Origin of the sequence: Alkalibacter rhizosphaerae (assembly GCF_017352215.1) — a bacterium.
Taxonomy (GTDB): Bacteria; Bacillota; Clostridia; order Eubacteriales; family Alkalibacteraceae; genus Alkalibacter; species Alkalibacter rhizosphaerae.
Map to the genome: position 1 here is coordinate 2,365,561 of NZ_CP071444.1, position 23,974 is coordinate 2,389,534.

The 23,974-nt window shown below is 43.7% G+C and carries 25 protein-coding genes and 2 riboswitches; of the genes, 9 read left to right on the plus strand and 16 right to left on the minus strand.

Going from position 1 to position 23,974, the window contains the following annotated elements; translation table 11 throughout:
- Complete coding sequence (locus tag J0B03_RS11720; protein ID WP_207299781.1) at positions 1–708, minus strand: cytochrome c biogenesis CcdA family protein; 708 nt, start codon at positions 706–708, stop codon at positions 1–3.
- A gap of 156 nt (positions 709–864) precedes the next feature.
- Between J0B03_RS11720 and J0B03_RS11725 the strand changes: the two genes are divergently transcribed.
- The 6 genes from J0B03_RS11725 to ehuA all read left to right on the plus strand — a co-directional run bounded on the left by J0B03_RS11725 (position 865) and on the right by ehuA (position 6,679).
- Complete coding sequence (locus J0B03_RS11725) at positions 865–1,944, plus strand: polysaccharide deacetylase family protein (protein WP_246798136.1); 1,080 nt, start codon at positions 865–867, stop codon at positions 1,942–1,944.
- A gap of 48 nt (positions 1,945–1,992) precedes the next feature.
- A riboswitch (cyclic di-AMP (ydaO/yuaA leader) is annotated at positions 1,993–2,134 on the plus strand.
- Positions 2,135–2,325: 191 nt separating this feature from the next.
- Complete coding sequence (gene ehuB / locus J0B03_RS11730; RefSeq protein ID WP_207299782.1) at positions 2,326–3,207, plus strand: ectoine/hydroxyectoine ABC transporter substrate-binding protein EhuB; 882 nt, start codon at positions 2,326–2,328, stop codon at positions 3,205–3,207.
- Between the two features lie 99 nt (positions 3,208–3,306).
- A riboswitch (cyclic di-AMP (ydaO/yuaA leader) is annotated at positions 3,307–3,448 on the plus strand.
- 227 nt (positions 3,449–3,675) lie between these two features.
- A complete protein-coding gene (gene ehuB / locus J0B03_RS11735) occupies positions 3,676–4,542 on the plus strand; it encodes an ectoine/hydroxyectoine ABC transporter substrate-binding protein EhuB (protein ID WP_207301058.1) in 867 nt (288 codons plus the stop codon).
- 21 nt (positions 4,543–4,563) lie between these two features.
- On the plus strand, positions 4,564–5,217 hold the full coding sequence (gene ehuC, locus J0B03_RS11740) for an ectoine/hydroxyectoine ABC transporter permease subunit EhuC (protein WP_207299783.1): 654 nt from the start codon (positions 4,564–4,566) through the stop codon (positions 5,215–5,217).
- Position 5,218: 1 nt separating this feature from the next.
- Positions 5,219–5,869, plus strand: a complete 651-nt coding sequence (gene ehuD, locus J0B03_RS11745; RefSeq protein ID WP_207299784.1) for an ectoine/hydroxyectoine ABC transporter permease subunit EhuD — start codon at positions 5,219–5,221, stop codon at positions 5,867–5,869.
- Between the two features lie 18 nt (positions 5,870–5,887).
- On the plus strand, positions 5,888–6,679 hold the full coding sequence (gene ehuA, locus J0B03_RS11750) for an ectoine/hydroxyectoine ABC transporter ATP-binding protein EhuA (RefSeq protein WP_309485106.1): 792 nt from the start codon (positions 5,888–5,890) through the stop codon (positions 6,677–6,679).
- A gap of 79 nt (positions 6,680–6,758) precedes the next feature.
- On the opposite strand, the gene J0B03_RS11755 is transcribed toward ehuA, so the two are convergent.
- Together J0B03_RS11755 and trkA are read right to left on the minus strand one after the other, a co-directional pair.
- Positions 6,759–8,204, minus strand: a complete 1,446-nt coding sequence (locus tag J0B03_RS11755) for a TrkH family potassium uptake protein (protein WP_207299785.1) — start codon at positions 8,202–8,204, stop codon at positions 6,759–6,761.
- Positions 8,155–9,552: a Trk system potassium transporter TrkA gene (gene trkA / locus J0B03_RS11760; RefSeq protein ID WP_207301060.1), complete on the minus strand. Its 1,398-nt coding sequence runs from the start codon at positions 9,550–9,552 to the stop codon at positions 8,155–8,157. Before trkA ends, J0B03_RS11755 begins: the two co-directional genes overlap by 50 nt.
- A gap of 248 nt (positions 9,553–9,800) precedes the next feature.
- Here trkA and J0B03_RS11765 point away from each other — a divergent pair, with 248 nt between their 5' ends.
- Positions 9,801–11,669 (plus strand): DUF4914 family protein, encoded by a 1,869-nt coding sequence (locus tag J0B03_RS11765; RefSeq protein WP_207299786.1) that lies wholly within the window; start codon positions 9,801–9,803, stop codon positions 11,667–11,669.
- A 36-nt stretch (positions 11,670–11,705) separates the two neighbouring features.
- Here the strand turns inward: J0B03_RS11765 and J0B03_RS11770 are convergent, their stop codons facing one another.
- The 4 genes from J0B03_RS11770 to J0B03_RS11785 all read right to left on the minus strand — a co-directional run bounded on the left by J0B03_RS11770 (position 11,706) and on the right by J0B03_RS11785 (position 16,160).
- Positions 11,706–13,718 carry a penicillin-binding transpeptidase domain-containing protein gene (locus J0B03_RS11770; RefSeq protein ID WP_207299787.1) on the minus strand — a complete coding sequence of 671 codons (2,013 nt, stop codon included), beginning with the start codon at positions 13,716–13,718 and terminating at the stop codon, positions 11,706–11,708.
- A gap of 35 nt (positions 13,719–13,753) precedes the next feature.
- Positions 13,754–14,251: a 5-(carboxyamino)imidazole ribonucleotide mutase gene (gene purE / locus J0B03_RS11775; protein WP_207299788.1), complete on the minus strand. Its 498-nt coding sequence runs from the start codon at positions 14,249–14,251 to the stop codon at positions 13,754–13,756.
- A gap of 5 nt (positions 14,252–14,256) precedes the next feature.
- A complete protein-coding gene (locus J0B03_RS11780; RefSeq protein WP_207299789.1) occupies positions 14,257–15,435 on the minus strand; it encodes a 5-(carboxyamino)imidazole ribonucleotide synthase in 1,179 nt (392 codons plus the stop codon).
- Between the two features lie 77 nt (positions 15,436–15,512).
- Positions 15,513–16,160, minus strand: a complete 648-nt coding sequence (locus J0B03_RS11785; protein WP_207299790.1) for a TetR/AcrR family transcriptional regulator — start codon at positions 16,158–16,160, stop codon at positions 15,513–15,515.
- A 261-nt stretch (positions 16,161–16,421) separates the two neighbouring features.
- On the opposite strand from J0B03_RS11785, the gene J0B03_RS11790 reads away from it, so the two are divergent.
- The gene (locus J0B03_RS11790) at positions 16,422–17,570 is read left to right on the plus strand and encodes a uroporphyrinogen decarboxylase family protein (protein WP_207299791.1); all 1,149 of its coding nucleotides are present in this window, start codon (positions 16,422–16,424) and stop codon (positions 17,568–17,570) included.
- Positions 17,571–17,587: 17 nt separating this feature from the next.
- Positions 17,588–17,731 carry a hypothetical protein gene (locus J0B03_RS11795; protein ID WP_207299792.1) on the plus strand — a complete coding sequence of 48 codons (144 nt, stop codon included), beginning with the start codon at positions 17,588–17,590 and terminating at the stop codon, positions 17,729–17,731.
- Between the two features lie 62 nt (positions 17,732–17,793).
- On the opposite strand, the gene J0B03_RS11800 is transcribed toward J0B03_RS11795, so the two are convergent.
- The 9 genes from J0B03_RS11800 to J0B03_RS11840 form a co-directional block, all read right to left on the minus strand.
- On the minus strand, positions 17,794–18,033 hold the full coding sequence (locus J0B03_RS11800; protein WP_207299793.1) for a thioredoxin family protein: 240 nt from the start codon (positions 18,031–18,033) through the stop codon (positions 17,794–17,796).
- Between the two features lie 13 nt (positions 18,034–18,046).
- The gene (locus tag J0B03_RS11805; protein ID WP_207299794.1) at positions 18,047–19,051 is read right to left on the minus strand and encodes a permease; all 1,005 of its coding nucleotides are present in this window, start codon (positions 19,049–19,051) and stop codon (positions 18,047–18,049) included.
- The gene (locus J0B03_RS11810; protein ID WP_207299795.1) at positions 19,048–19,323 is read right to left on the minus strand and encodes an ArsR/SmtB family transcription factor; all 276 of its coding nucleotides are present in this window, start codon (positions 19,321–19,323) and stop codon (positions 19,048–19,050) included. Before J0B03_RS11810 ends, J0B03_RS11805 begins: the two co-directional genes overlap by 4 nt.
- A gap of 78 nt (positions 19,324–19,401) precedes the next feature.
- Positions 19,402–20,478: a ribosome small subunit-dependent GTPase A gene (rsgA, locus tag J0B03_RS11815; protein ID WP_207299796.1), complete on the minus strand. Its 1,077-nt coding sequence runs from the start codon at positions 20,476–20,478 to the stop codon at positions 19,402–19,404.
- A 14-nt stretch (positions 20,479–20,492) separates the two neighbouring features.
- The gene (locus J0B03_RS11820) at positions 20,493–20,783 is read right to left on the minus strand and encodes a nitrous oxide-stimulated promoter family protein (protein ID WP_207299797.1); all 291 of its coding nucleotides are present in this window, start codon (positions 20,781–20,783) and stop codon (positions 20,493–20,495) included.
- A 45-nt stretch (positions 20,784–20,828) separates the two neighbouring features.
- Positions 20,829–21,230: a molybdenum cofactor biosynthesis protein MoaE gene (locus J0B03_RS11825; protein WP_207299798.1), complete on the minus strand. Its 402-nt coding sequence runs from the start codon at positions 21,228–21,230 to the stop codon at positions 20,829–20,831.
- On the minus strand, positions 21,227–21,430 hold the full coding sequence (locus tag J0B03_RS12490; RefSeq protein ID WP_246798236.1) for a hypothetical protein: 204 nt from the start codon (positions 21,428–21,430) through the stop codon (positions 21,227–21,229). The genes J0B03_RS11825 and J0B03_RS12490 overlap by 4 nt, the downstream gene beginning before the upstream one ends.
- Positions 21,431–21,568: 138 nt before the next feature.
- A complete protein-coding gene (locus J0B03_RS11835; protein ID WP_207299799.1) occupies positions 21,569–22,630 on the minus strand; it encodes a hypothetical protein in 1,062 nt (353 codons plus the stop codon).
- A 70-nt stretch (positions 22,631–22,700) separates the two neighbouring features.
- Positions 22,701–23,963, minus strand: coding sequence for a DUF4153 domain-containing protein (locus J0B03_RS11840; RefSeq protein WP_207299800.1), 1,263 nt, complete (start codon positions 23,961–23,963; stop codon positions 22,701–22,703).
- Positions 23,964–23,974: the final 11 nt, after the last annotated feature.

Here is a 23,974-nt window from a genome sequence, read left to right on the forward strand (position 1 = left end):
TTAAAAATAATCAATAAAGTCCAAATAGCTGCCAATGACACCTATTTTATCTGTAAAAATCAAAATACCCATAAAAATAAGCAAAACGCCGCTGATGATGGATACATATTTCATGTACCTGGAAAAACGTCGAAAATATTCCGTGAATTTTTCGATCAGCGCGGCCACCAATAGAAAAGGAACGGCCATACCCAATGAGTAAAATAGTAAAAGAGCGATTCCTGTGCCCACTGTATCCATATTGCTTGCTAAAATCAAAATAGACGAAAGGATAGGTCCAATACAGGGTGTCCAACCAGCTGCAAAAGCCATTCCTATAAAATAAGGACCGATTTTTCGGCTTTTCCCCAAACTGTTTAGCAGTCTTTTTTCCCGATACAAACCTTTCCACTTGATCAATCCTGTTAAATGGATCCCCATAATTATGATGATCAGGCCACCAATTCGTTGAAACAATACTTTGTTGGCAAACAGAACCTGGCTTAATGCTGTGACGGAAGCCCCCAGTAAAACAAAAACCGTGCTGAAACCCAACACAAAAAGCAAAGATCTAACCATTAAACCAGTTTTTTGCTGTCTGGTATTTTGGCCATCTACTGCAGTTCCCGCAATGTAACCTATATACCCGGGAACCAACGGCAATACACAGGGAGATAAAAAGGACAGCAATCCTCCGGAAAAAGCCAGAAGAAAATTTACTTGATTCATTGTGACACCTCATCGTTTTATAATTACGTTAGTATATAATGATATTATAATATATACAAATTGTAAAATTGTTTTTTCTATCTCTTAAGTATGCATTAAGTTTGGTAAAAGAGGGTTATAATAGAGGTGCAAGATACTGTTGGGAGAGTGGTATCCATGAAAAGAAAAGTAATCAAATCAAAGAGATTTCGAGTTATCGTTGTTTTTCTCGTGTTATGCATGGTTTTGATGGCTTTTGCTGCATGCGGCTTGTTTGAACCGGAACCGGAACCAGAACCGGAACCGGAACCAGAACCGGAACCAGAACCAGAACCGGAACCAGAACCGGAGCCAGAACCAGAGCCAGAGCCAGAACCAGAACCAGAACCGGAACCAGAACCGGAGCCAGAACCGGAACCAGAGCCAGAGCCAGAGCCAGAGCCGGAACCAGAACCGGAACCGTCTACTCCGGTGATTTATCCGGGGCAAGTCCTGATCATACCAGGCCAAAGTGAATCTTCCGGGGATTCCCGAGTCGTTCGGGATGGGATCAGCACTTCTTCCCAGAAACGCATCGCACTGACATTTGATGCAGGATGGCTTTACGATCAAACAGACGATTTATTGAAAGTATTGAAAGACTACAATGTGCGATCTACTTTTTTTCTACGAGGATTATGGGCAAAAGATCATCCTGATTTGGCAAGAAAGATCATTCAGCAGGGTCATGTTGTAGAAAATCATTCTTTGACCCACGGGCACATGACAACCATGACGGAAGCGCAGATTCGAAAAGAATTGGTGGATACCACCAAAATATTGAAAGAAACCGTTGGCGCCAGTCCTTATTTGTTCCGTCCTCCTTTTGGAGAATATGATGGGAGAATGCTTCGAATCCTGGGAGAATTGGGGTATCCTTACACAGTGATGTGGACGGTGGACAGCCACGATTGGGCTGAAGAGATTCGCGGCACAAAGGTGACAACAGATTATTTGATAAGCAGAGTATTGGACAATGCCTCCGTCGGTGGGATCATCCTGATGCATGTGGGCGGGTACCATACAGTGGAAGCTTTGCCTTTGATCATTGAAGGGCTGCGTGACCAAGGGTATACTTTGACAACGGTAAATGCCATGTTGCCAAAGCCAGACGGTGTGCTTCGTTATACGGTCGTCAAGGGAGATACTTTATATGCCATCGCCACACGATACGGGATTACGGTAGATGCTTTGATCAAAGAAAACGACTTGCAGTGATTTGACAAAAGTATTTTCACCCTGTATAATGCTAAACATGTTTGAACCTAGTGAATTTTGCTTAATTTCCCAAAAGGAAAACGGGGGAACCAAGTTGGCATAAAGCCTAAGGGGTGAATCGCACAAGTGCGTAGGACAGTCAACAGTCCGAATCCGTCAGCTAACCTCGTAAGCGCGTGTGACATGAATGTTTTATTTGCGTTATATTAGATATTTTGTGCACAAGTGTTTTTTGTATTCTTTTGGGCTATATCCCTGAATCTGTGAGGATGGGATACAGTCCTTTTTTGTTGCTGATTTTTTGATCCTTTTTCGATCGCTCCAGTCATCTGATCGGGAAACAAATTTTGCTGGGTTACAAAAAGTTTGGAGGATGATGAAATGAAAAAGAAAAAGACAACAAGAAAGTGGATCATTGCAGGAATTATTTTGACTATGCTGGTTGCAGTTTCCGGTTGTGGAACCACTGGAAACGAAACAACTTTGGATAAAGCACTCCGGGAAGGGTATGTTACGGTAGGATTTCATAATGAAGATCCCTATGCCTATGAAAATTCGGAAGGAGAATTGACAGGCCAGGCCGTGGAAGTGGCAAGAGCTGTTTTGAAAAATATGGGGATCGACGAAATGCGAGGAGTTTTGACCGAATTTGGTTCTCTGATTCCAGGGCTTAATGCAGAACGATTCGATATTATTACTGCAGGAATGTATATCACCCCGGAAAGAGGGGAGCAAGTCCTTTTTGCAGATCCTGATTTTTCTGTAGGTGAAGCATTGGCAGTACAAAGCGGAAATCCCTTGGACATTCAAAGTTACGAGGACATCGTAAATCATGAAACAGCAAAAGTGGTCGTTTTAAGCGGAGTCATCGAGAATGATTACCTGCTCAAGTCCGGCATGCCACAAGAACGGATCGTCAATGTTCCGGATGTTGCATCCGCCATCTCCGCATTGAAAACCGGTCGCGCTGATGTTTGGAATGCTACCAGCCCAACCATTGATGGTGCACTGAAATCAGCCAATGATCCGGATTTGGAGAGAGTAGAAGATTTTACACAGCCTATAATTGAAGGAAAGAGTGCAGTAGGATACGGCGCAGCGGCTTTTAGAAAGGGCGATCAGGATTTTGTAGATGCCTTTAATGAAGAACTTGCAAAGATCAAAGAGTCGGGAGAACTGTTGGAGATCATCGAACCATTTGGATTTACAGAAAATGAACTGCCAGGAGATGTAATGGCAGAAGATCTGCTCAATGAGAAGTAAATAAACGCAGAAGCGAAATTGCAGGAGGATAATTGCGCATAAATGAAAATAGTTTTGACGAATTCAAGGAATTATGATATAATAATTAGCAAGTAAGTAAGTATTAAATTGCTTAATTTCCCAAAAGGAAAACGGGGGAACCAAGTTGGCATAAAGCCTAAGGGGTGAATCGCACAAGTGCGTAGGACAGTCAACAGTCCTAATCCGTCAGCTAACCTCGTAAGCGCGTGTGACATATGTATTGCTATTAATGAAGTTTAGCAGTGCCGTTGGGCAATGCTTTGGTTGGTAATATGTTTCAACTCAATTGTAAGTTGGGTAATCGCAGGTGTTTTAGAATTCTTTTGGGCTTTATTTAATGAAAATTTCATTCATTAAACAGGGCCTTTTTTCTTTGTCAAGAAATGACAAAAGGCGTTTTTAGCCAATGGGAATTTGAGCATGACATCCAAGGAGGAAGAAATGAATATGAAATTAAAGAAAAGGTTAATTTTGGCTGCCATCGTCTTGACGGTGACATTGGCTTTTGCAGGATGTGGAGCATCCAGTGGGGAGTCTACATTGGAAAGAGCCCAGAACGAAGGATCTGTGACGATCGGATTTGCTAACGAAAAACCATATGCTTATGAAACAGCAGATGGTAAGCTTACTGGAGAAGCTGTGGAAGTAGCGAGAGCGGTATTAAACAATTTGGGGATCGAAGAACTCAACGGTGAATTGACAGAGTTTGGATCGTTGATTCCCGGATTGAATGCGAAGCGATTCGACATGATCACGGCAGGAATGTTTATCACGCCGGATCGTGCACAGGAAGTAAGTTTTGCCAATCCGGAGTATCGCGTCGGTGAAGCGATCGCTGTTACAGCAGGAAATCCTTTGAACATCAAAAGTTATGAAGATATTGCAGCTCATGATTCAGCACGAGTTGCCGTGCCGGGTGGAGCCATCGAGTATGAATATCTGATAAAAGTGGGAGTTCCCGAAGATCGAATCATTACTGTTCCTGACATGCCTTCGGCCTTATCTGCACTGCAGGCTGGCAGAGCAGAGGTGATCACAGCAACAGGACCATCTTTGCAGGCAACTTTGGATACTGCAAATGATGATGACATCGAGCGTGTCGTGGACTTCACACAACCGGTCATCGATGGTGAAAGTGTCGTGGGTTATGGAGCAACTGCATTTAGAAAAGAAGATCAAGATTTTGTTGATGCGTTTAATGCAGAACTCAACAAACTTCAGGAAAGTGGAGAGCTTTTGGAGATCATCGAACCATTTGGGTTTACGGAAGCAGAACTTCCTGGTGACGTTACCGTAGAAGACCTGGTTCAATAGGAACCAATAGACGGAAAGGAAGTGAATGCTGTGAGCATTATTGAATTGATTACATCACTGCTAAGTGGTTTAAGAGTAACTGTAACTGTTGCTTTCTTTGGGATCGTATTGGCTTTTTTTCTATCCTTTGCCGCTGGATTTGGCAGATTGTCAAAATACAAAATAGTACGCGTAGTAGCTACCGTTTATGCAGAAGTGATCCGTGGGACTTCTTTATTGGTCCAGCTTTTCTGGATCTACTTCGCATTGCCCATCATAGGCATTCGACTGTCAGCCATGATGGCTGGAATACTGGCACTTGGCTTGAATGGAGGGGCCTACGGATCCGAAGTGGTTCGTAGTTCCATCAATTCCATTCCCGTAGGACAAACGGAGGCATCCATCGCTTTGAATCTTACACCGAGACGAAGAATGTGGAGAATTATTCTGCCTCAGGCATTTGTTCAAATGTTGCCTGGATTTGGGAACCTTCAAATCGAGATTTTAAAGGGTACAGCTTTGGTGTCTTTGATCACCTTGGGTGATCTAACATACCGTGCCAATGTACTTAATGCATCCACCATGCAAACCACAACGATTTTTGTCATATTGTTGGCCATGTATTATTTGATTGCGTGGCCGTTGACAAGAGGTGTGGAAGCCTTGGAGAAGAAGATGAAGGTAGGGAGGTATTAATATGTGGGATTGGAATTTTGCAGTAGAAGTTTTTCCGGAAATCGCATCTGCCCTTCGAATAACCATAAGCGCTACCTTCGCAGGTTTTGTCCTTGCTTTGGTCTTAGGATTATTCCTGACCATGATGAGACGTTCAGACAAGGTCATCATATCGAAAGGGACCCAGGGGTTTATTGAGTTCATTCGAAACACACCCTTGTTGGTGCAACTGTATTTTATTTTTTATGTCTTTCCTGAATTTGGTTTGTCTTTAAGTCCATTTGCGGCAGGAGTCATTGGTTTGGGATTGCATTACAGCACATACTTGTCCGAGGTGTATCGAAGCGGAATCGATGCAGTACCACAAGGACAATGGGAAGTTGGAACGGCACTAAACTTTAAAAAAGGTCAAGTTTGGCGTAAAATTATTATTCCTCAAGCCATACCACCGGTGATCCCGGTGCTTGGGAATTATCTTCTGACCATGTTTAAAGAAACACCGTTGCTGTCTGCCATTACATTGGTGGAAATTTTGCAAACGGCAAAGATCATCGGATCCAGGTCGTTTCGTTATTTGGAAGCGTTCACCATTGTAGGGATCTTGTTTTTGGTGTTGAGTTATCCGTCGTCCTTGCTGATCCAGCGGTTGGACGTCATATTGAATAGAAGGTAAGTTGAGGAGGTTTATATAATGATCATGAAAGAAAACATATTGGTAAAATATAATGACATACACAAGTCTTATGGAGACCTGGAAGTATTGAAAGGAATCAACCTGGGTATCCATGAGGGAGAGAAAGTAGCATTGATCGGACCCAGTGGATCTGGAAAGACCACGTTAGCGAGATTGTTGATGACATTAGAGGAGCCCACGGAAGGAACCATTGAAGTGGATGGAAAACTCTTGTGGCACGAAGAGGTCAATGGAAAGTTGCAGCGTGCCAGTGAAAAACATCTCCACGAAGTTCGGGGAAATATCGGAATGGTATTTCAGCACTTTCATTTGTTTCCCCACATGACCGTGTTGGAGAATATAATGGAAGCTCCCATGAGTGTGTTGGGATTGAAAAAGTCAGAAGCTAAAAAAGATGCGGAAGAGATGCTGGAAAAGGTAGGGCTCATCGACAAGGTGGATACGTATCCAGCCCAGTTGTCCGGTGGTCAAAAACAGAGGGTGGCCATTGCAAGAGCGTTGGTCATGCGACCGAAGATCATGATTTTTGATGAACCAACATCTGCATTGGACCCGGAGTTGGTTGGCGAGGTGTTGGATGTCATCAAAGAAATTGCACTGGAAGGTAAAATGGGGATGCTTCTCATTACCCATGAGATGGATTTTGCAATGGATATTGCAGATCGAGTGGTGTTCTTTGATGAAGGAATCATTTTGGAACAAGGACCACCAAAAGAATTGTTCAATAATCCGGAAACGGATCGACTACAATCTTTCTTGAGTCGGTTTACAAACGGTGGAATTGGATAAGTTTAGAGAAAGAAAAAAGATAGTAATGTAAAAAAAGGCAAGACCGCATATGGTCTTGCCCCTTTTGTGTATGCATCGATCAACTTTCCTTCGTCCAACTGCCGGGAACCAGCAGTGCCAGTACGGTAAAAAGTTCGAGCCGTCCTAGAAGCATAAGAAAAGATAAAAGCAACTTGGAAGGTCCTGAAAAGAAGGCAAAGTTGGTAGTAGGTCCAACCATCTCAAACCCAGGTCCGATATTGTTGAGGGTTGCGGCAACGGATGAAATAGCCGTTAAAAAATCCACCCCTTCCAGTGAAATCAGTAAAGACCCGAGAATAAAGACGATGACGTGAAGCGCAACAAAACTGTTTACTCTGGCGACGATGTCATTTGATATGGCTTTTCGGCCCAATTTTACCGGTGCGTAGGCACGTGGATGAAAGATCTTGGAAACCTCTCGTTTGATCAATTTCATCAATACGACGATTCGGATCACTTTTATACCACCGCCGGTGGAACCGGCGCTGCCTCCAACGAACATTAAAACAAAGAGGATCAACTTGCTGAAAGTAGGCCACAAGTCAAAATCTGCTGTGGAGTATCCCGTTGTTGTCATAATGGAGCTTACCTGAAAAAAAGAATCCCGAAAACTAACGAACAGATTTCCGTATTTGGTGAAAAACAGGTTCAGCATGATCAGTACCGTAGAAAACAAAATAAACCGCAGATAATTGCGCAGTTCCGTATCTTCTACGATCTCCTTGAATCGTCTGGTGTACAGATAAAAATGTAGGGAGAAGTTGATTCCCGACAATACCATAAAAATGCCGATGACAAAGTGGATATAGGAACTGAATCCCGCTACGCTGTCGTTGTAAACTCCAAAACCACCAGTTCCTACTGTTCCAAAAGTGTAGACGGCGGAATCAAAAAAGGACAAGCCGCCCAACCGTAAAAATATGATCTCCAAGAGCGTGAGGGAAATGTAAGAAATATACAAAAATCGAGCTGTATCTTTGATGCGAGGTGCAATTTTTCCTGCCATTGGTCCGGGGCTCTCTGCCTTGAAAAGATGAAAGCTGCCCATTCCGATCGCCGGCAATAATGCGATGGTGAATACCAGGATACCCATTCCTCCGATCCAATGGGTAAAAGAGCGCCAAAACTGGATACTCTTATCCAAAACTTCCACGTTGGAGATGATGGATGCGCCTGTGGTCGTAAAGCCGGAAATGGTCTCAAACAAGGCATCTATGTAGGTTGGTACACTTCCACCCAGATAAAAGGGAAATGCCCCGGAAATGGAAATGGCCAGCCATCCGAAGGTAACGATGGCCAAGCCTTCCTTTGCCTTTATTTCTTTGTTTTTTATTCTGATTCTCGACATGAGAAAACCGGCAATCAAAGTTACTGCTAGAGTGACGGCAAAAGCTGTAGTTGAACGCTCGTTTTGGATCAAGGCAATAAGCAATGGCGGAACTAAAAAGAATGAATCAATAATCAGAATCGAACCCAGGATTTTTACTACGATTCCATAATTCACCTAATATTCCTCCTTTGCCGCGTTTGAACAACTGTTTCAAACTGTCGATATTTTCTGCCAGCGTAAATACGACCAAACGGTCATTCGCTTCAATGATCGTATTTCCGTTTGGGATGATGATTTCTTTATCTCTGATGACGGTTCCTATAATGACCCCTTTTGGAAGATGCAGCTTATAGATCGGTTTGCCGATATAAGGCATATCCGGAGTGGCAATAATTTCTGTTACTTCACCTTTGCCACCCAACAATAGGGAAACAGAGGCAACTTTTCCGCCGCGTACGAACTTTAAAATATTGCTGGCGGTGATGTTGATAGGGTTGATTGCAACATCGATGGCCAATTTATCGATGACATGGGTATAATTTTGTCGGCTGACTTTTGCGATGGTTTTATTTACACCCGCTTGTTTGGCCATTAGGGCCATCAGAAGGTTTTGCTCATCAAAACCCGTAACGCCGATGAATGCATCCATTTTTTCGATGTTTTCCTCTTCTAATAGGGTTAAATCCGTACCATCTCCCTCGATCACCAATACATGGTCCAAAAGTTCAGCCAGATTTTGCACTTTTTTTGGATCCTGCTCGATCAGTGTCACATTGATCTTGGATTTTGCCAATTCTTTGGCTAGATAGTAACCAACGTGCCCTCCGCCAAGGATCATGGTATTTTCGACTTTTTTTTCACTTCCTCGAAGTTTGAACCGTCTGCTCAGGATCTCAATATTTTCAAACATTCCCAGTACATAAATGACATCATCCGGCTCCAATATGGTAGAACCGTCAGGTATGATCAAGTTGCCTTCCCTGGAGATGGCCGTGATCAACAGATCATCCAATCCATTCAGTTCTGCAACTCGTTTTCCGACAAAATCCTTCAAGTGACCAATGGAAAAGTCAAACATTTTTACACGTCCACTGGCAAACTCGCCTGCGTAAAAGATGACATTCTTTAGAAGATATTTTGCGATGGTATTTGCTGTTGCTAAATCGGGATTGATGATCAAGTCGATGCCCAGTTCGTCCCGAATGAAATCAAGTTGTTCCATGTATTCTGGGTCTCGGATCCGTGCGATGGTTTTTTTGCACCCTAATTTTTTCGAAAAGGTGCAGATAATAGAATTGGTAGCGTCATTGTCCGTACAAGCGACCAACAAGTCGAATTTATCGATATTCAGATCTTTTAAAACAGACACGTTGATCCCACTGGCAACCACCGTCAACACATCCAGATGCTCATTTACTTTATCAATGACGCTTTGGTTGCTGTCCACCAGCGTCACATCCATTTTTTCGTTGTTCATCGTAGCAGCCAGTCGAACTCCAAGTTTACCGCCACCAACAATCATTACTTTCAAGGAACTACCTCCAATTTACTAGTTAACTACATTCAATTCATAATGATAACGGAGCTGGCAAGAAAAAGCAAGCTCAAATAATGCGGATGATAAAACTAGTATACCACAAAGCAGGGATTAGTGAGTCAAAGCTATAAAGAATGAAAAAAAACGGGATGATCTCGTTTAAACACTTGTGGGATGGGCATAAATTATCGAATAACAGGAAATATTTGGAGTTGAAGCCGGGAGGTATGATCATGAAAAGAATGCATAAATTCAAGTTGCAAGGAGATTTAAAAGTTTTGTTGGAACAGGCCAAGAGCTTTCAATTGGTAGGTGATCGAAAAGAACTGATGGAAATGGCTTTTGGAGGCCAGCAAGACCGGTTCGACATATCCTATGAGATCCCTGGTCGGGGGATGGTAAAAGAAGTGGAAATCGCCCGATGCAAAAATGGCGCTGCTGTAAATTATCCAGAAGACTACATGCGCAGAAGAGATCCGGATGCCTTGCTTGTAGCCGATGAGAATGATACGGACAAACCTAGATATGATGACGTATACAATGAAGATTTTGAGCCAATACGACAGGAAACTTTTTCCTGGCTGAAAGAAAGAGATCTGTTGGTACTTCCATTTATGGCTGGAGGCAAGGAATACGGATATGAAGCATTACTGGTAGCTCCAGTGAATGCAGCTTTTTTCGCGGCAGCCTTGGCAGATCTGCAGGGGTTTTTGAAACCGGATGAGGTTTGGGAAGGCTTTGAACCAAAAACGGTTGTCTATCTGGCTCCACCTTTTAGGCATACTCATTTTGAAGGAAAGCAGGTTGTGATCCATAACCGAAAGGAAAATATGCACGAAGTTTTTTCCTACAATCTGTATCCGGGACCAAGTGCCAAGAAAGGGATCTACGGTGTTTTGATCAATATTGGTGAAAAAGAGGGGTGGATCACTGTACATGCCTCTACAGTAAAAGTAGTCACGCCATATGACAATGAAATCATCATCATGCATGAAGGAGCATCCGGTGCGGGAAAAAGTGAGATGATCGAACAGGTACACAGAGAAGTCGATGGTCGTGTGTTATTAGGAGAAAATTTAGAAACCAAAGAGAAATTTTACTTGAAATTATCAGAAACATGTGAATTGCGGCCAGTAACGGATGACATGGCTTTGTGTCATCCAGACATGCAAAGGGGCAATCGCTTGGTAGTGAAAGATGCGGAAGCCGGTTGGTTTTTGCGATTGGATCATATAAAAGAATATGGAACTTCGCCGGAACATGAGAAAATATTCATTCAACCATCAGAACCGCTGATCTTCCTAAATATGGATGCAGTACCTGGTGCTACTTGCCTGCCATGGGAACACATTATGGATTCAGATGGAAAACCTTGTCCAAATCCCAGGGTGATCTTGCCGAGACGGATGGTTCCACACATCGTGGATGGGGAGGTGGAAGTGGACGTTCGCAGCTTTGGTGTGCGCACTCCTCCGTCTACTGCAGAAAATCCTACCTATGGGATCATGGGAATGATGCATGTCCTTCCACCTGCATTGGCATGGTTGTGGAGACTGGTGGCACCTAGGGGGCACAACAATCCCAGCATTACTGCCAGCAAAGGCATGACAAGTGAAGGAGTGGGCAGTTATTGGCCATTTGCCACAGGAAAGATGGTGGAACAGGCCAATCTCTTGCTGGAACAAATAAAAGCTTCGCCCAGCACCCGGTATGTTTTGATACCAAATCAACACATTGGTGCGTATAAAGTCGGTTTTATGCCTCAATGGATCGCTAGAGAGTATATTGCAAGGCGCGGAGGCGCAAAATTCAGACCGGATCAGTTAAAAGAGGCTCGTTGCAAGTTGTTGGGCTATGGACTGGAATCTTTGAAGGTGGACGGGCAATATATAAGAAAAGCATTCCTGCAACCGGAGACCCAGTCGGAGTTGGGCTATAGGGGATATGACGAAGGAGCTGAAATTCTTTATGACTTCTTCAAAAAAGAGCTGGAGAAATTTAACACGGAAGAGTTGGATCCATTGGGTCGGACCATCATAGACTTGCTGAATCAGAATGCTATGTTGAGAGAGTATCTGGATGTAATGCCAATGAAATTTTAATGAGTATAAAACAAATGAAGCTCCGAATTCGGAGCTTCATTTTGTGTAAGATTGAATAAAAGCTTTTACCTTGGAAACGGTATAACCGCTTCCACCTTTTCCTTTGACGTTTTCCAGCATCATTGCAGTAGCGTATGGCGTGTTTTCATCCAGGTCCAGCACGACAAACCATCCCAATTCTTCCTTGATGGAAGCATCGTGGGGAGCAGGGATCTCTGCAGTACCGGTTTTGCCGGCTAATGTTTTGCCGGAAATGTAGGCACCATAACCTGTTGCATGGGGCAAGGAGATGGTTTTTTCCAACATCTTGTAAACTGCGTCGGCTGTTTCAGAGGAAATGGCAGAAACTTTCGTCGGCGCAAGGCCTTCATCACGGATCAATACTGGTTCTATCACGTTGCCATTGTTGACGAAAGAAGAGTAAGCCTTCGGTAAAGTCAAAATATTGACTAAAACTTCGCCTTGACCGTATCCTGTATCTGCCAACAACACTTCATTATTTATCGTGGATTCATTTGCCAGTTGAGAAGTCTTTATGGGATACAACAAAGCCATGGACTTTCCAATTCCAAAATTTTCTGCCATATTTTGAAAGGTTCCATCACCGATTTGAAGAGCCAGATTCGCAAAATAAATGTTGTCGGAATAGATCATGGCTGTTTCCATATCGATAGATCCGTTTATTTCATTGACACGAGTCACGAAGTGATTGCCCCAAGAATCATCGGGTTGCCATTGAGCGCCCTGAATGTTGATGGAATCGTTCAGGTCCACCGTTCCCGAATCCAAACCGATGGCGGCCGTTAATGGCTTAAAACTGGAACCTGGTGAATAAGTATTGGCGAAACGGTTCAACAATGGCTTGTTTTCATCATTTTCCAACTGATTGTACTGGGAAGAAGACAAACCGAGTATAAAGGAGTTGGGATCATAAGCTGGTGCGCTGACAAGAGCCAATATCTCACCGCTTTGGTGATCCATCACTGTGGCCATTCCACTTTCTCCGGCCATTTGCGCGTAAAGCTTTTGTTGCAAAGGTGCATCAATGTTCAACGTCACATTCTCGCCATGAACGGTTTCTTTTTCAAAGAGGATCTTCTTTTCCTTGCCATCGTTGCTTCGTATTGCGATGGTCAGTCCCGGGATCCCTTGAAGACGCTCGTTGAGGTAGCTTTCCAATCCAGTTCGCCCGATTTTATCGTCGGACGTGAAACCTATGGGTATTAAGCTTTCCAATTCACTTTCTGTTGGATAAGACATGTAGCCGGTTAGATGGGCTGCTGAAGCGCCATAAGGATACACCCGTTCTTTGATTTCTCGATAGGTCACCCCAGGGTTTCTATTATAGAGGGCTCTAACGTCTCCGAGTCGCTCCATGGGGACTTTGATCATGTCCACAAACGTGTCTTCACCAACCCATGGTAGGGCCAGCCGGTCTTGTATGTATTGTTCGGACAAGTTGAAGTTGTCGGCTAAAGCAGAGATCATTTCATTGCGCATGTTTCCCAGTCGACCCGGTACCATGCCGATTTGTATGACGAATCCATTGTGTGCCAGTGAACTGCCGTTGCGGTCGTAGATCTCTCCACGGGTCGGTTTGCTCCAACTGCGCGTAATATTATCGCCTGCTTCCAGATCCTCCCATATGAGTGGGAAGTCCCATAGGATAGCCCAGGTGCCTTCCGCAGAACGGGTGGCTTCCATGCTTGATGAAAAGGTCAGGGTCCCTTCCGGGATCTTCACTTGAACTGTGAACGGGATTTTTGCGGTATCACCTTCTTCGACGATCTCATCATCCGAGAGATCGATACGGATCTCTTCAGCTTGGATTCCTTCGTAGAACAACTCGTAGGCTTTGACAAAATTTTCTTCAGTTAGTTCTTGCTGATTTTCTGCTGAAACAATTTCGTAGATGTTTTTATAATTCATATCCTCCCAGGCTTTGCAGTAATGCTGAAACACTTCCAAAGGATCATTGTTGTTGGAGCATCCTGCAAAGGCTGATATGGTAATGAGAATAATTAGATACAGTGTCCATCTTTTGATCATGATTACCTCCTTGGTTGTCGCACGGGCGTTGAAACTTAACGTTGTTGGTTTCTTTTCATGTCTTGAACTTTACCTAGTACCATGGATTCCAATTCCTGTTTGTAGTGCTCAATGTTTTCCCCTAGTGTATTATCACAGGTGGATAAAATCTGAGCAGCCAAAATGCCGGCATTTTTTGCACCGTTGATGGCTACGGTTGCTACAGGGACGCCTGGAGGCATTTGCACGATGGAGTACAATGAATCCAGTCCATCCATTGACCGGCTTTTCACAGGAACACCAATGACGGGAAGGGGAGTCATTGCTGCGATCATGCCAGGCAGGTGAGCAGCTCCACCTGCTCCGGCTATAATAACTTTCAAGCCTCTTTCTTTGGCTGTTTTTGCATATTCTATCATACGGTCTGGTGTACGGTGGGCGGATACGATGGTCATTTCGTAAAAGACGCCGAAAGATTCCAAAAGATTTGCAGCTTCCTGCATGACTGGAAGATCCGAGTCGCTGCCCATAATAATTCCTACCAATGGTTTCATCAATATCATTCCTTTCCTTTAGATGATTCCGATACGATGCGCAGGCAAACTTCTCCCAAGTCGGCTTTTTCAATGGCCGATTCCAAGGTATCTGCAAGTACCGTAAAATGTCCCATTTTCCGGTGGGGACGAGTTTGTTCCTTGCCATAATAATGAAGGTGGAATCCTTCGATGGATAATGCTTTTTCCGCACCCACGATGACGGGGATCCCAGCATGGTCGGGTGTACCAAGCAAATTGCGCATGACCACGGGTGATCGTTGTCGGGTACTGCCCAATGGAAGTCCGAGGACAGCCCGTACATGATTTTCGAATTGGGAAGTTTCGCAGGCTTCGATGGTAAAATGTCCGGAATTATGGGGTCGGGGAGCTACTTCATTGATCAGGATACTGCCCTTTTTATCGATGAACATTTCAACGCAAAAGATACCAACAGCATCGAACACGCCGCTGATCTTCACGGCGACCTCCTTGGCTTCCGATTCCTGGGAATTTGTGATTCTTGCAGGAGCGAGAGTTTCGTAAAGGATGCTGTTCTTGTGAATATTTTCTGCTACGGGATAGGTCACCGTTTTCCCATCTTTACCTCGACAACATAAAACGGAAATTTCCCTGTCGAAATCAATAAAAGCTTCTGCATAGACAATGTCAGAACGTTTGGACAAAAATTCGTATGCTTCCGGGGCCTGTTCAAAAGAGGAAACCAGTTGATTCCCCTTGCCATCATAAGCCTCTGTTGCAGTTTTCAGCATGTAAGGGTATCCCAGCTCCTCGCCGATTTGATGCAATTGATCCGAATTGTTTACGGATAGAAATGTCCCTACAGGCAAACCTTTTTCTTTGAGAAATTTTTTCTGATCGTATTTATTTTGAATGATCTTTAAACTTTCAGCACGGGGATATACGATGTATCCCTTTCTTTCCAAGTTTTTTAATCCTTCTGTGGAGATGTGTTCAAATTCGCAGGTAAGAACATCTGATTTTTTGGCGATGGATTCCAATCCTTTTTCGTCTTGAAATCCTGCGACGATGAGTTCATCGCAAAAGGCAGAAGCAGGACAAGACGAATCAGGATCCAAAACAACGGTACTGATGCTCCATGTTGATGATGCCTGGAGCATCATTTTTCCCAGCTGTCCGCCACCGATTATACCCAGACGTTGTTTTAAAATATTTTTGTTCATGGCAGCCTCCTAAACAAAGGTTTCTTTCATTGCATTGTATCACGAAACCCCTTGTCCATGCCAGGTCATGCTTCCTGTTAAACCAGAAACCTGAGTTGTTTGTAATCCATGGATTCAGCGATGGAGATGGAATCCAAGAGCAGACTGTCAATGAAGTGTTGATTTAACTTCAGCAGTCGAGGAAGCATGCCATTCAGTGTCGACACCAGATCCATAATGCTCAGATCAACTTGCCCATCGAAATACTGCAGTAGGAGTTCGCGTCTGGCACCAAAGTCCATCAAAACATATGCTTTGAATAATTCATCGGACAACACCAAATGGTTGTCTTCCACATATTTGTGATACATTTTGTTCATGTATTTGCTGAGAATTCGATAATTGGAACTGTTGTGAAGCACTTCCAAATACACACGTCGATTGTTTTCATCCTTTAAAATAATATCATAATAGATCCGAGAAGTTACTGCATGGGATAAAATGGAATTGGAGTAGATCTCCGGTTTGTTTCGATAGAGAAAAAATTCAATATTATTTAAGAAATCGATGTAAATGGAGCGAATGATCTCTTCCTTTTTATTGAAGTAATAGTGGACCAGACTGATGGGAACGTCGCTGGCCTCCGCAATTTTTTTAATGGTAGTTTTGTTGAAGCCATCTTTATAGAGCAGTTCTTTTGCATTCTGGTATATTCGTTCTTTTTTGTTGCGTTTGGCGATTGTCATCGATTAACCCCATTTCCTTGCTTCCAAAACAATAGTACCATAAGGAATTGGTCCCTTCAACGAGGAAATGAACTTTTAGAGACATTGTTGATTAATTAAAATCAAAATCAACTGGAAAACGATGCAAAGGCGCATAAAATTAAACATATTTGATTGTTGCTTAGTGAAATCAGAATTGACTTTACAAAGCAAATCGTTTTCAATATAATGAAATTGAAAGAAGTTTGTGATTTTTAATAACAATCGTGAAGGAGGAAAAGAATGAAACCTACAGCAGAACAACGCGTCGAGATGCTGAAAAAAGCAATCATGTGCGAGCAACCGGAACGCGTACCAGTCGTAAGCAAAGCAGAACCATCCTATGCCATCCAGTATGCAGGCTACGATCTGAAGGAGGCCCAATGGGACCCTGCTTTGATTTTGAAAGCAACAGACAAAATGTACGAGGACATCTATTGTGATGCAGGAGGCAACATGCCCCGATTTCCGTTGGTATATAAAACTAATGGGTCCAAAGCGTTTGTTCCCAGAGAATCAGATGACTTTGTACAACATCCGGAAGTAACGGGTTTGCTGGCAGAAGAATACGACGAGTACATTGCAGATCCCTTCAAGTGCATCGTGGAAACGGTCATGCCAAGGTTGTACCCAAAACTTTCAACGAAAGACACGGAAGGTGGTTTGAATCTTCTTCGAGCCATGATCGCTGACAACCAATCCAAATCTCAATACTTGGGAGGTTTGGCGGAATTAGGGAAAAAACATGGGATCATCAATATTCGTCGTGGTGCCATCGAAGCTCCTTTCGACTTTGTTGCAGACCTTCTTCGTGGATTCACCGGGATTTCCATGGATATACGAAGAGACCAAGGTCGATTAAAAGCTGCAGTGGAAGCCACATTGCCGCTGATGGTGCGTTTGGGTAAAATTGTGAACCCCACGCCGGGAACCATACCTTCCTTGTTTATTCCGTTGCACATGCCGTCCTATATACGAACCAAAGACTTTGAGAACCTGTATTGGCCGACGTTCAAAAAAATGGTGGACACTTTTATTTCAGACGGTTATACCCTTCAAATTTTCTTCGAGAAGAACTGGGAGCGATATTACGATTTCTTGCAGGAACTACCAAAAGGGGTCATTGCGTATTTTGAAGAAGATGACATGGGTGTGGTAAAAGAAAAAATCGGAAAAAATGTCTGTATCATGGGAAATTACCCGATCACCATGTTGCGACTCAATACCAAACAGCAATGCATCGATAAAGCCAAGGAGATCATCGATAAGGCAGCACCAGGGGGAGGATACCTGTTCTGCATGGACAAATCCATTTTGACCATCGACGATGCCAAACCGGAAAACTTGATTGCCGTCAGTGAATTTGTTCACGAATACGGCGTATACAAATAGAAGGGGGAGGGACAAAGATGGAATTTAAAAGCGAACTTTTGAAATATTGGGATGACGAACCAGCTGAAGGATACAAAAAAGAGGAAGAGTCCATCGTAAAAGGACCGTTGAACAGCGTGGAAGACCAACTGTTTGCCTTCATTATGAGCTTGATGTATTGATCGTTTTCCAACACATGAAAAAATGCTGCTCCACGTCGGAGCAGCATTTTTTGTGACGTTACTTAACCTAATTTTTGAATAAACCCTTCAATGTCTTTGGGTTTCAATACTTTTCCTTGAGACACTACACGATCGTCGATGACCAATGCAGGAGTGGACATGACTCCATAACCCGTTATTTCCCCTAGATCTGTTACTTTTTCAACCTGGACATCTGCATTGGTTCCGGTCACTGCCTTTTTTACGTTTTCCTCCAGCAGGTTGCATTTTTTACATCCGGTTCCTAGAATTTTAATGATCATAGATAACATCCTTTCATATAAATAGTTGCCCGAAGGCATTAAAAACGTAGCCAATAATGATGATCCCTGTTGCAACCAAACCTACAAAGGTGAACAAAAGCTTGTTTTTTACCACTCGTTTCAACATGATGATGGAAGGAAGAGACAAAGCTGTGACCGCCATCATGAAAGCCAGGGCTGTACCGATCCCAACGCCTTTGCCAACCAGGGCTTCCGCAATTGGGAGCGTTCCAAAAATATCTGCATACATGGGGATACCCACCAGAGCAGCAACCAAAACAGAATACCACTTGTCTTGACCTAAAATTGCCGTGATGACGGATTCCGGGATCCAGTTGTGGATGGCTGCACCGATGCCTACGCCAACCAATATGTAGATCCATACCCGTTGAATGATCTCCAGTACTTGTTCTTTCCCGAAAGCCAGTCGGTCTTGGACCGTCAAGTCTTCTTGAGGAGTATCCGTCACTTTTGATCCATATACAAAAGGTTCTACGTATTCGTCCATTTTTGCCTTGCTGATGATGGTGCCTCCAATGACAGCCAGGATCAACCCAACAACTACGTAAGCCAAGGCGATCCGCCAGTTGAAAATGCTGGCAAGAAGTAAAACGGAAGCCAAATCCACCAGGGGGGAACTGATCAAAAAGCTGAATGTCACTCCTACAGGTAGACCGGCACTGGTAAATCCGATAAACAAGGGGATGGAAGAGCAGGAACAAAATGGAGTGATGGTTCCAAGCAAGGCCCCAAGTATATTGGCGGTGATTCCCTTATAACGACCTAAAATGGCTCTGGTTCTTTCAGGAGGGAAATAACTTTGCACGTACGATATGACAAAAATCAAAACAGACAACAAAATGAATATTTTTACGACATCGTAAATAAAAAAGTGGATGCTTCCACCGATCCGTTCCTGGACATCCAAGCCAAAAACGTTTTCTACAAGCTTTGTTACCAAGTCATGCAGCCACTGCATTTTCAAGAGCTGGTTGTTCATCCATTGAAAAACGATCATTTGTTTAAACCCTCCAATAATTGTTGTATTTTTTCCAAGTTGTCTTTGTTCAAAGAGTAGTGGATCCATTTGCCTTCATTTCGACCTTTGATCAGTCCACAATCGGAGAGGATCTTCAAGTGATGGGACAGGGTGGATTGAGACATCTCAAAGGCCTCCAGGATCTTGCAGGCACACATCTCACCCTTGGACAACAATTCAATGATCTTCAAGCGCTTGGGGTCGCCAAGTGCCTTGAACAATTTTGCGTTTTCTATAAATACATGTTCCATTTTCACACCTCACATTGACAAACTTCGATATGACAAGTATAAATGTCATATCGAAGTTTGTCAATGTTAAATCGGGTTTTATTTTCGCTTGTTTTTGTTTTTTATGTAATTTCGTGCGTTCTTTAATCCGCCAAAATCTTGAAACATGTCGTCGATCTTTCTTTTTTCAATTTGTTTCGAATTCAAACCATTATAAGATGCTTCTTTTTTTAATTTCTTGAAACTGGCAAGTCGGGCTTCTTCCAAAGATCCATCTTCTATGGCTGCTTGTACTGCACAGCCTGGTTCCGTTTCATGAAGACAATCGGAAAACCTACACTTTTTGCTCAATTTCAGGATGTCGGAAAAACTTTTTTCGCTGTTTATTCCATCAACACCCAACTCTCTCATACCGGGAGTGTCGATGACTGCTCCACCGTAAGGTGTCCATAGCAATTCGCGATGGGTAGTGGTGTGTCGTCCCTTGTCGTCTTTTCGCGTTTCTTTGGTTGCCATTTCGGATTTTCCAAGAAGATCGTTGATCAACGTGGATTTGCCTACACCGGATGATCCGATGAAGGCCACCGTTTTTTCGGATCGGAGATAAGGCAGGAGAGGAACGATCCCGTCTTTCATAAAAGTGGAAGTGATCAATACATCAACTCCAGGAGCGATCCTTTCTACCTCGATACGCTTGTCTTCCACGTTTTCACACAAATCCGCCTTGGTCAAAACAACAACAGGCATTGCTCCACTGTCCCACGCAACGGAGAGGTAGCGTTCCAGTCGTCTCAAGTTGAAATCATTGTTTAAAGCCATGCATAGAAAGACAAAATCAATATTGGTCGCAACGACCTGCTTTTGTTGGCTTGTCCCTGCAGCCATTCGGATGAAAGCGCTTTTTCTCGGCAAGATCTTGTGGATGATCCCCTTGCCAAAATCTCCTAAATTACGATCCAACAAAACAAAATCACCTACTGCCGGCAAGTTTTCGCTACTCGTTGTCTGATGGCGCAACTTGCCCGACAAAACGGAAGCCATCGTCGTTTCACTGGTAGTCACCTGATACTGTCCCTTGTATTGGGCAACGACTCTTCCTATAAAAAGGTCCGGGTATTCGGATGCCAGCGCTCTTTCACGATCGGTGATTCCAAGCTCTATTATTTGATTTTTCATATTTTCACTCCAACTCATCGGGAAAACAAATGACGAAATGCATCCAGCGGGGAATGGAAAATCATTCTTGGGCCAGAATATCTCATGACATTTTTGACCTTTTGCCGCTCGTTCGGATGAAAGCAATGGATGGAACATTTGGAACAAAAGGGTTTGGCAGATCCGTGAGGGCAATGGTCGATCCGCTGCCAGGCATAAGTGATCAGATTACCACAAGAGGGGCAGGGAGATCTCCCTGCATGATGCTTGGTACAGTAGATGATGGTCATTGTTTCAAAAATCCTTTTTTCTTTTGCAGGATCCATAAATTCCTCCGAAATTTCAATGATGTTCTACCGTCTTTGAACAATCTAGACTTTATGCTCCAACTCAACAACACACTGGGTCTTGATTATCTCAACCAAATATTGGAGGCCGTCTATAACGTGAGGACGGATGTCTCCACCGATCAAAACATACATGATATCGTCGCCAACATCCAGCAATCCTTCGTTGAGCCAAACGCGAACATAGAATATGCCATCCAGCGCGTAGGTTTCTTCAATGGCCTTTTGGACTTTTTCTTCATCATAAGAAAAGGTAAGTTGTTGGACTACGGTTCCGTCATCGATGCCTTGTCGTACTTGAGCCTTTGGTGTTTGACGGACCGTACCGTTGTGCACCAGAAACATGCCTACATTAGATGCTTGCGGATCTTCTTTCGCTTCCTTCAACCAGAGATCCATGGAAGGCGACATCTTTTTATCCGTCATAATGATACACTCCTCAGCATGATCTCCTCCAAACGCAACGGCTCTACATAGTTGTATGCCGTTATGGATCGTTCATCAATGTCAGCATCGACAAAATGGGTGGAGATGTCGCCTGTGACATCATCTTTAAACCTCAATGAATAATTTCCATCTTCCTTCTTGTACACGTCTTTGGTTTTTCCAGTGTAAACATGTTTCATTGTCGTCCCTCCAATTATCATGCTTGATGCAGCATCTGTTTCTATTATTCTACATCAAAATCTGTAGGAAGTGTCAAAAAAATGGAAGCCAGAAGGTCAAGACACCTTTCATGACTTCCATGTGATACACCAAGAACATTAAGAATCATTTTGCGTTACTTTGACTACTCCATTGGGAGTACCCGGAAGAATAACTTGTAGAAGATATTTGCCTTCGTCTTTTGGCAGATCGAAATCTGCCAGGGGCATGTCTTTATCATTGGTATAGATCAGATCGTTGTGTTGATCGTAGACCTTCACATCAACCACGGTTTCCCGGTCGTAATAATTGTCTAATCCGTGAGCAGTAGCAATGATATGCTTTCCTTGAGCAGCATCGACAAGGATCCACTTTTCCTTAGTCTGCGTAAATCCAAGAACGATGGTTTGATCCAGGGGCACAGCTTCTGTAATGCTGTCGCCATCGTTGGTGACCGGATCCAAGCCTTCCACCAGTTCCACGGTGCACTGGCTGATAGAGCCGGCATCCAGATCGTGAAATATAACGCGATAAGAACCTTTTGGAACATAAACGATTCGTTCATTCCATTCCGTGGAGTGTATGACCACATCGGAAATCAGCGGATCCTGATCGTTGATGATGGAAAAAGAACAGTCCTCCTCCGGAAGCAGGGCAGTCTTGCCCTGGATGCTCACGACCCTATTTTCATTCACTGTTAAAGTATACTCGCTGGTGCCGGCAGGAGAGGTCAGTTGCACCTGTGTTTTACCAGGATGTAAAAGAGTCTCCGATGAGTTGGAAGCATGTGCGATGGTCAAGCGGATGCTCCCCATGCCTTTTTCACAGATCAAGGTTCCATGACCCGGGAAGTCGGAAACAAGGGATAAACCATCCAATGGGTTGCCGGACACGGTAGCGAGCAGATCGTCGTTTTCATCACGCAAGGTCAATGTAACTGGGTCGTCACTGGGTGGTCCGGATTCTGTGTCGTCAGAAAGCTGCAAACGGATCCTTCCGGTCGACCCTTCCAAAGGGATCGCAAAACTTCCGACTTCATCCAAATGGATGCCATCTTCGTTTAGATATCCCTTGTCCATGTTAATGGATTCCAAAAAGATGGTGTCGGCATTATTGCAACCAGTCAAACACCACACAACCAAAAAAATGAGCAGACATGAGAATAGGATACTTTTTTTCATTTCTTTTACGCCTCCGGTCGGCAGGTTGGATCCTGCCTTCTATACACGTATTATATCAAAAATAAATCCATCAGTATGTAAAAAATATAGGGAAGGCGAAGACGACCAAAGCAGCCCATAAGCCATATACGGGCAGGAATCGGACCACTGCTGCTGCAAGTTGGACCTTTTGCTTTTTTTTGCGCAGAAACTGAAAAGAGGCGACAAGGATCGATGCCAGATGGATCCAAACGATAAGGTTCAATCCCAATACGGCCAACCGGTTCGCCGTCACGCCAAAAGCAGCCAATCGGAATAGGATGGCCGACAGACCGAGACTGTCAAGGAGCAAGGTCAAAGAAATCAATACGGTATGGATCATGGAAAAGAGAAGATTTTTACCAGTCGGACTCGTCTCAAGAACAAAGAACATGGTTATTGCAAGTACAAATAGAAGGACGCCGTTGTAAATCAATAAAAAATCACGGTCCATGAATGGATTTTTATTAGATGAAACAACAAAAAAAACAAATGCGATCAATGTCAACAATACTATAGGACTGAATATCTTTGAAAGATGAGCCGAGGCATTGCCGGAAAAGCCTCGTTCCCTGGCTGCCAAGCCAGCTGCAACGACCGTCAGGCCAACAGCACCGAACAGGACTACGTTTTCAAAGTAAAACTCGGATATTTCCATGCCGATCATGGAAAAAAGCTGCAGCGTCATACCGGTGACCAGGATCCCGCCAATGGCCATGGCTCCATAGAGCAAAGCAAATTCCACTTGAAATTTGATATAGGAGACCCTTGCGTCATGATCCATGAATCGGTCGCCGGTGTAGGCTGCTCCAAGTAGCATCCACAACCAAACAGGGAAGTGGAGATACGCTAAAATGATGCTGTCCCGATTTTCCAACGGCAACAGGTTCAAATACACTCCAGACAAGAAGAAAAGAAGCAGTACTAAAATGCTGATCCTTTTCGCGGGTTTGTATTCTGAAAGAAAGTAGATAGAAAGGAACAGGAAGATCCCAAAAACGATATTGACTGATGCAATTTTTTGGTCGACGATCAAGGGAAAGAGAAGTCGACCTGCTATTCCAGATCCTATTGCCAATCCAAGTATTTTAAACAAGTGGAAGGGGAGGAGCTTTTTCTTTTCTTCGTGCGGCTTCATCCCATTCTCGAATTCATAATACAGCCTCTCCATCCAGACTGTTTTGATTGCTGAGTCTTCCCACAGGGGCAGGGCTTCTTCATAATGTTTTCGAAAGAGTGCCGGATCTTTTTGATAGAGTTCTTCCAATTTTTTTGGATCGTCTCCATGGATCAATACCATGTTGTCTTTTTTCATGATCAAACCCC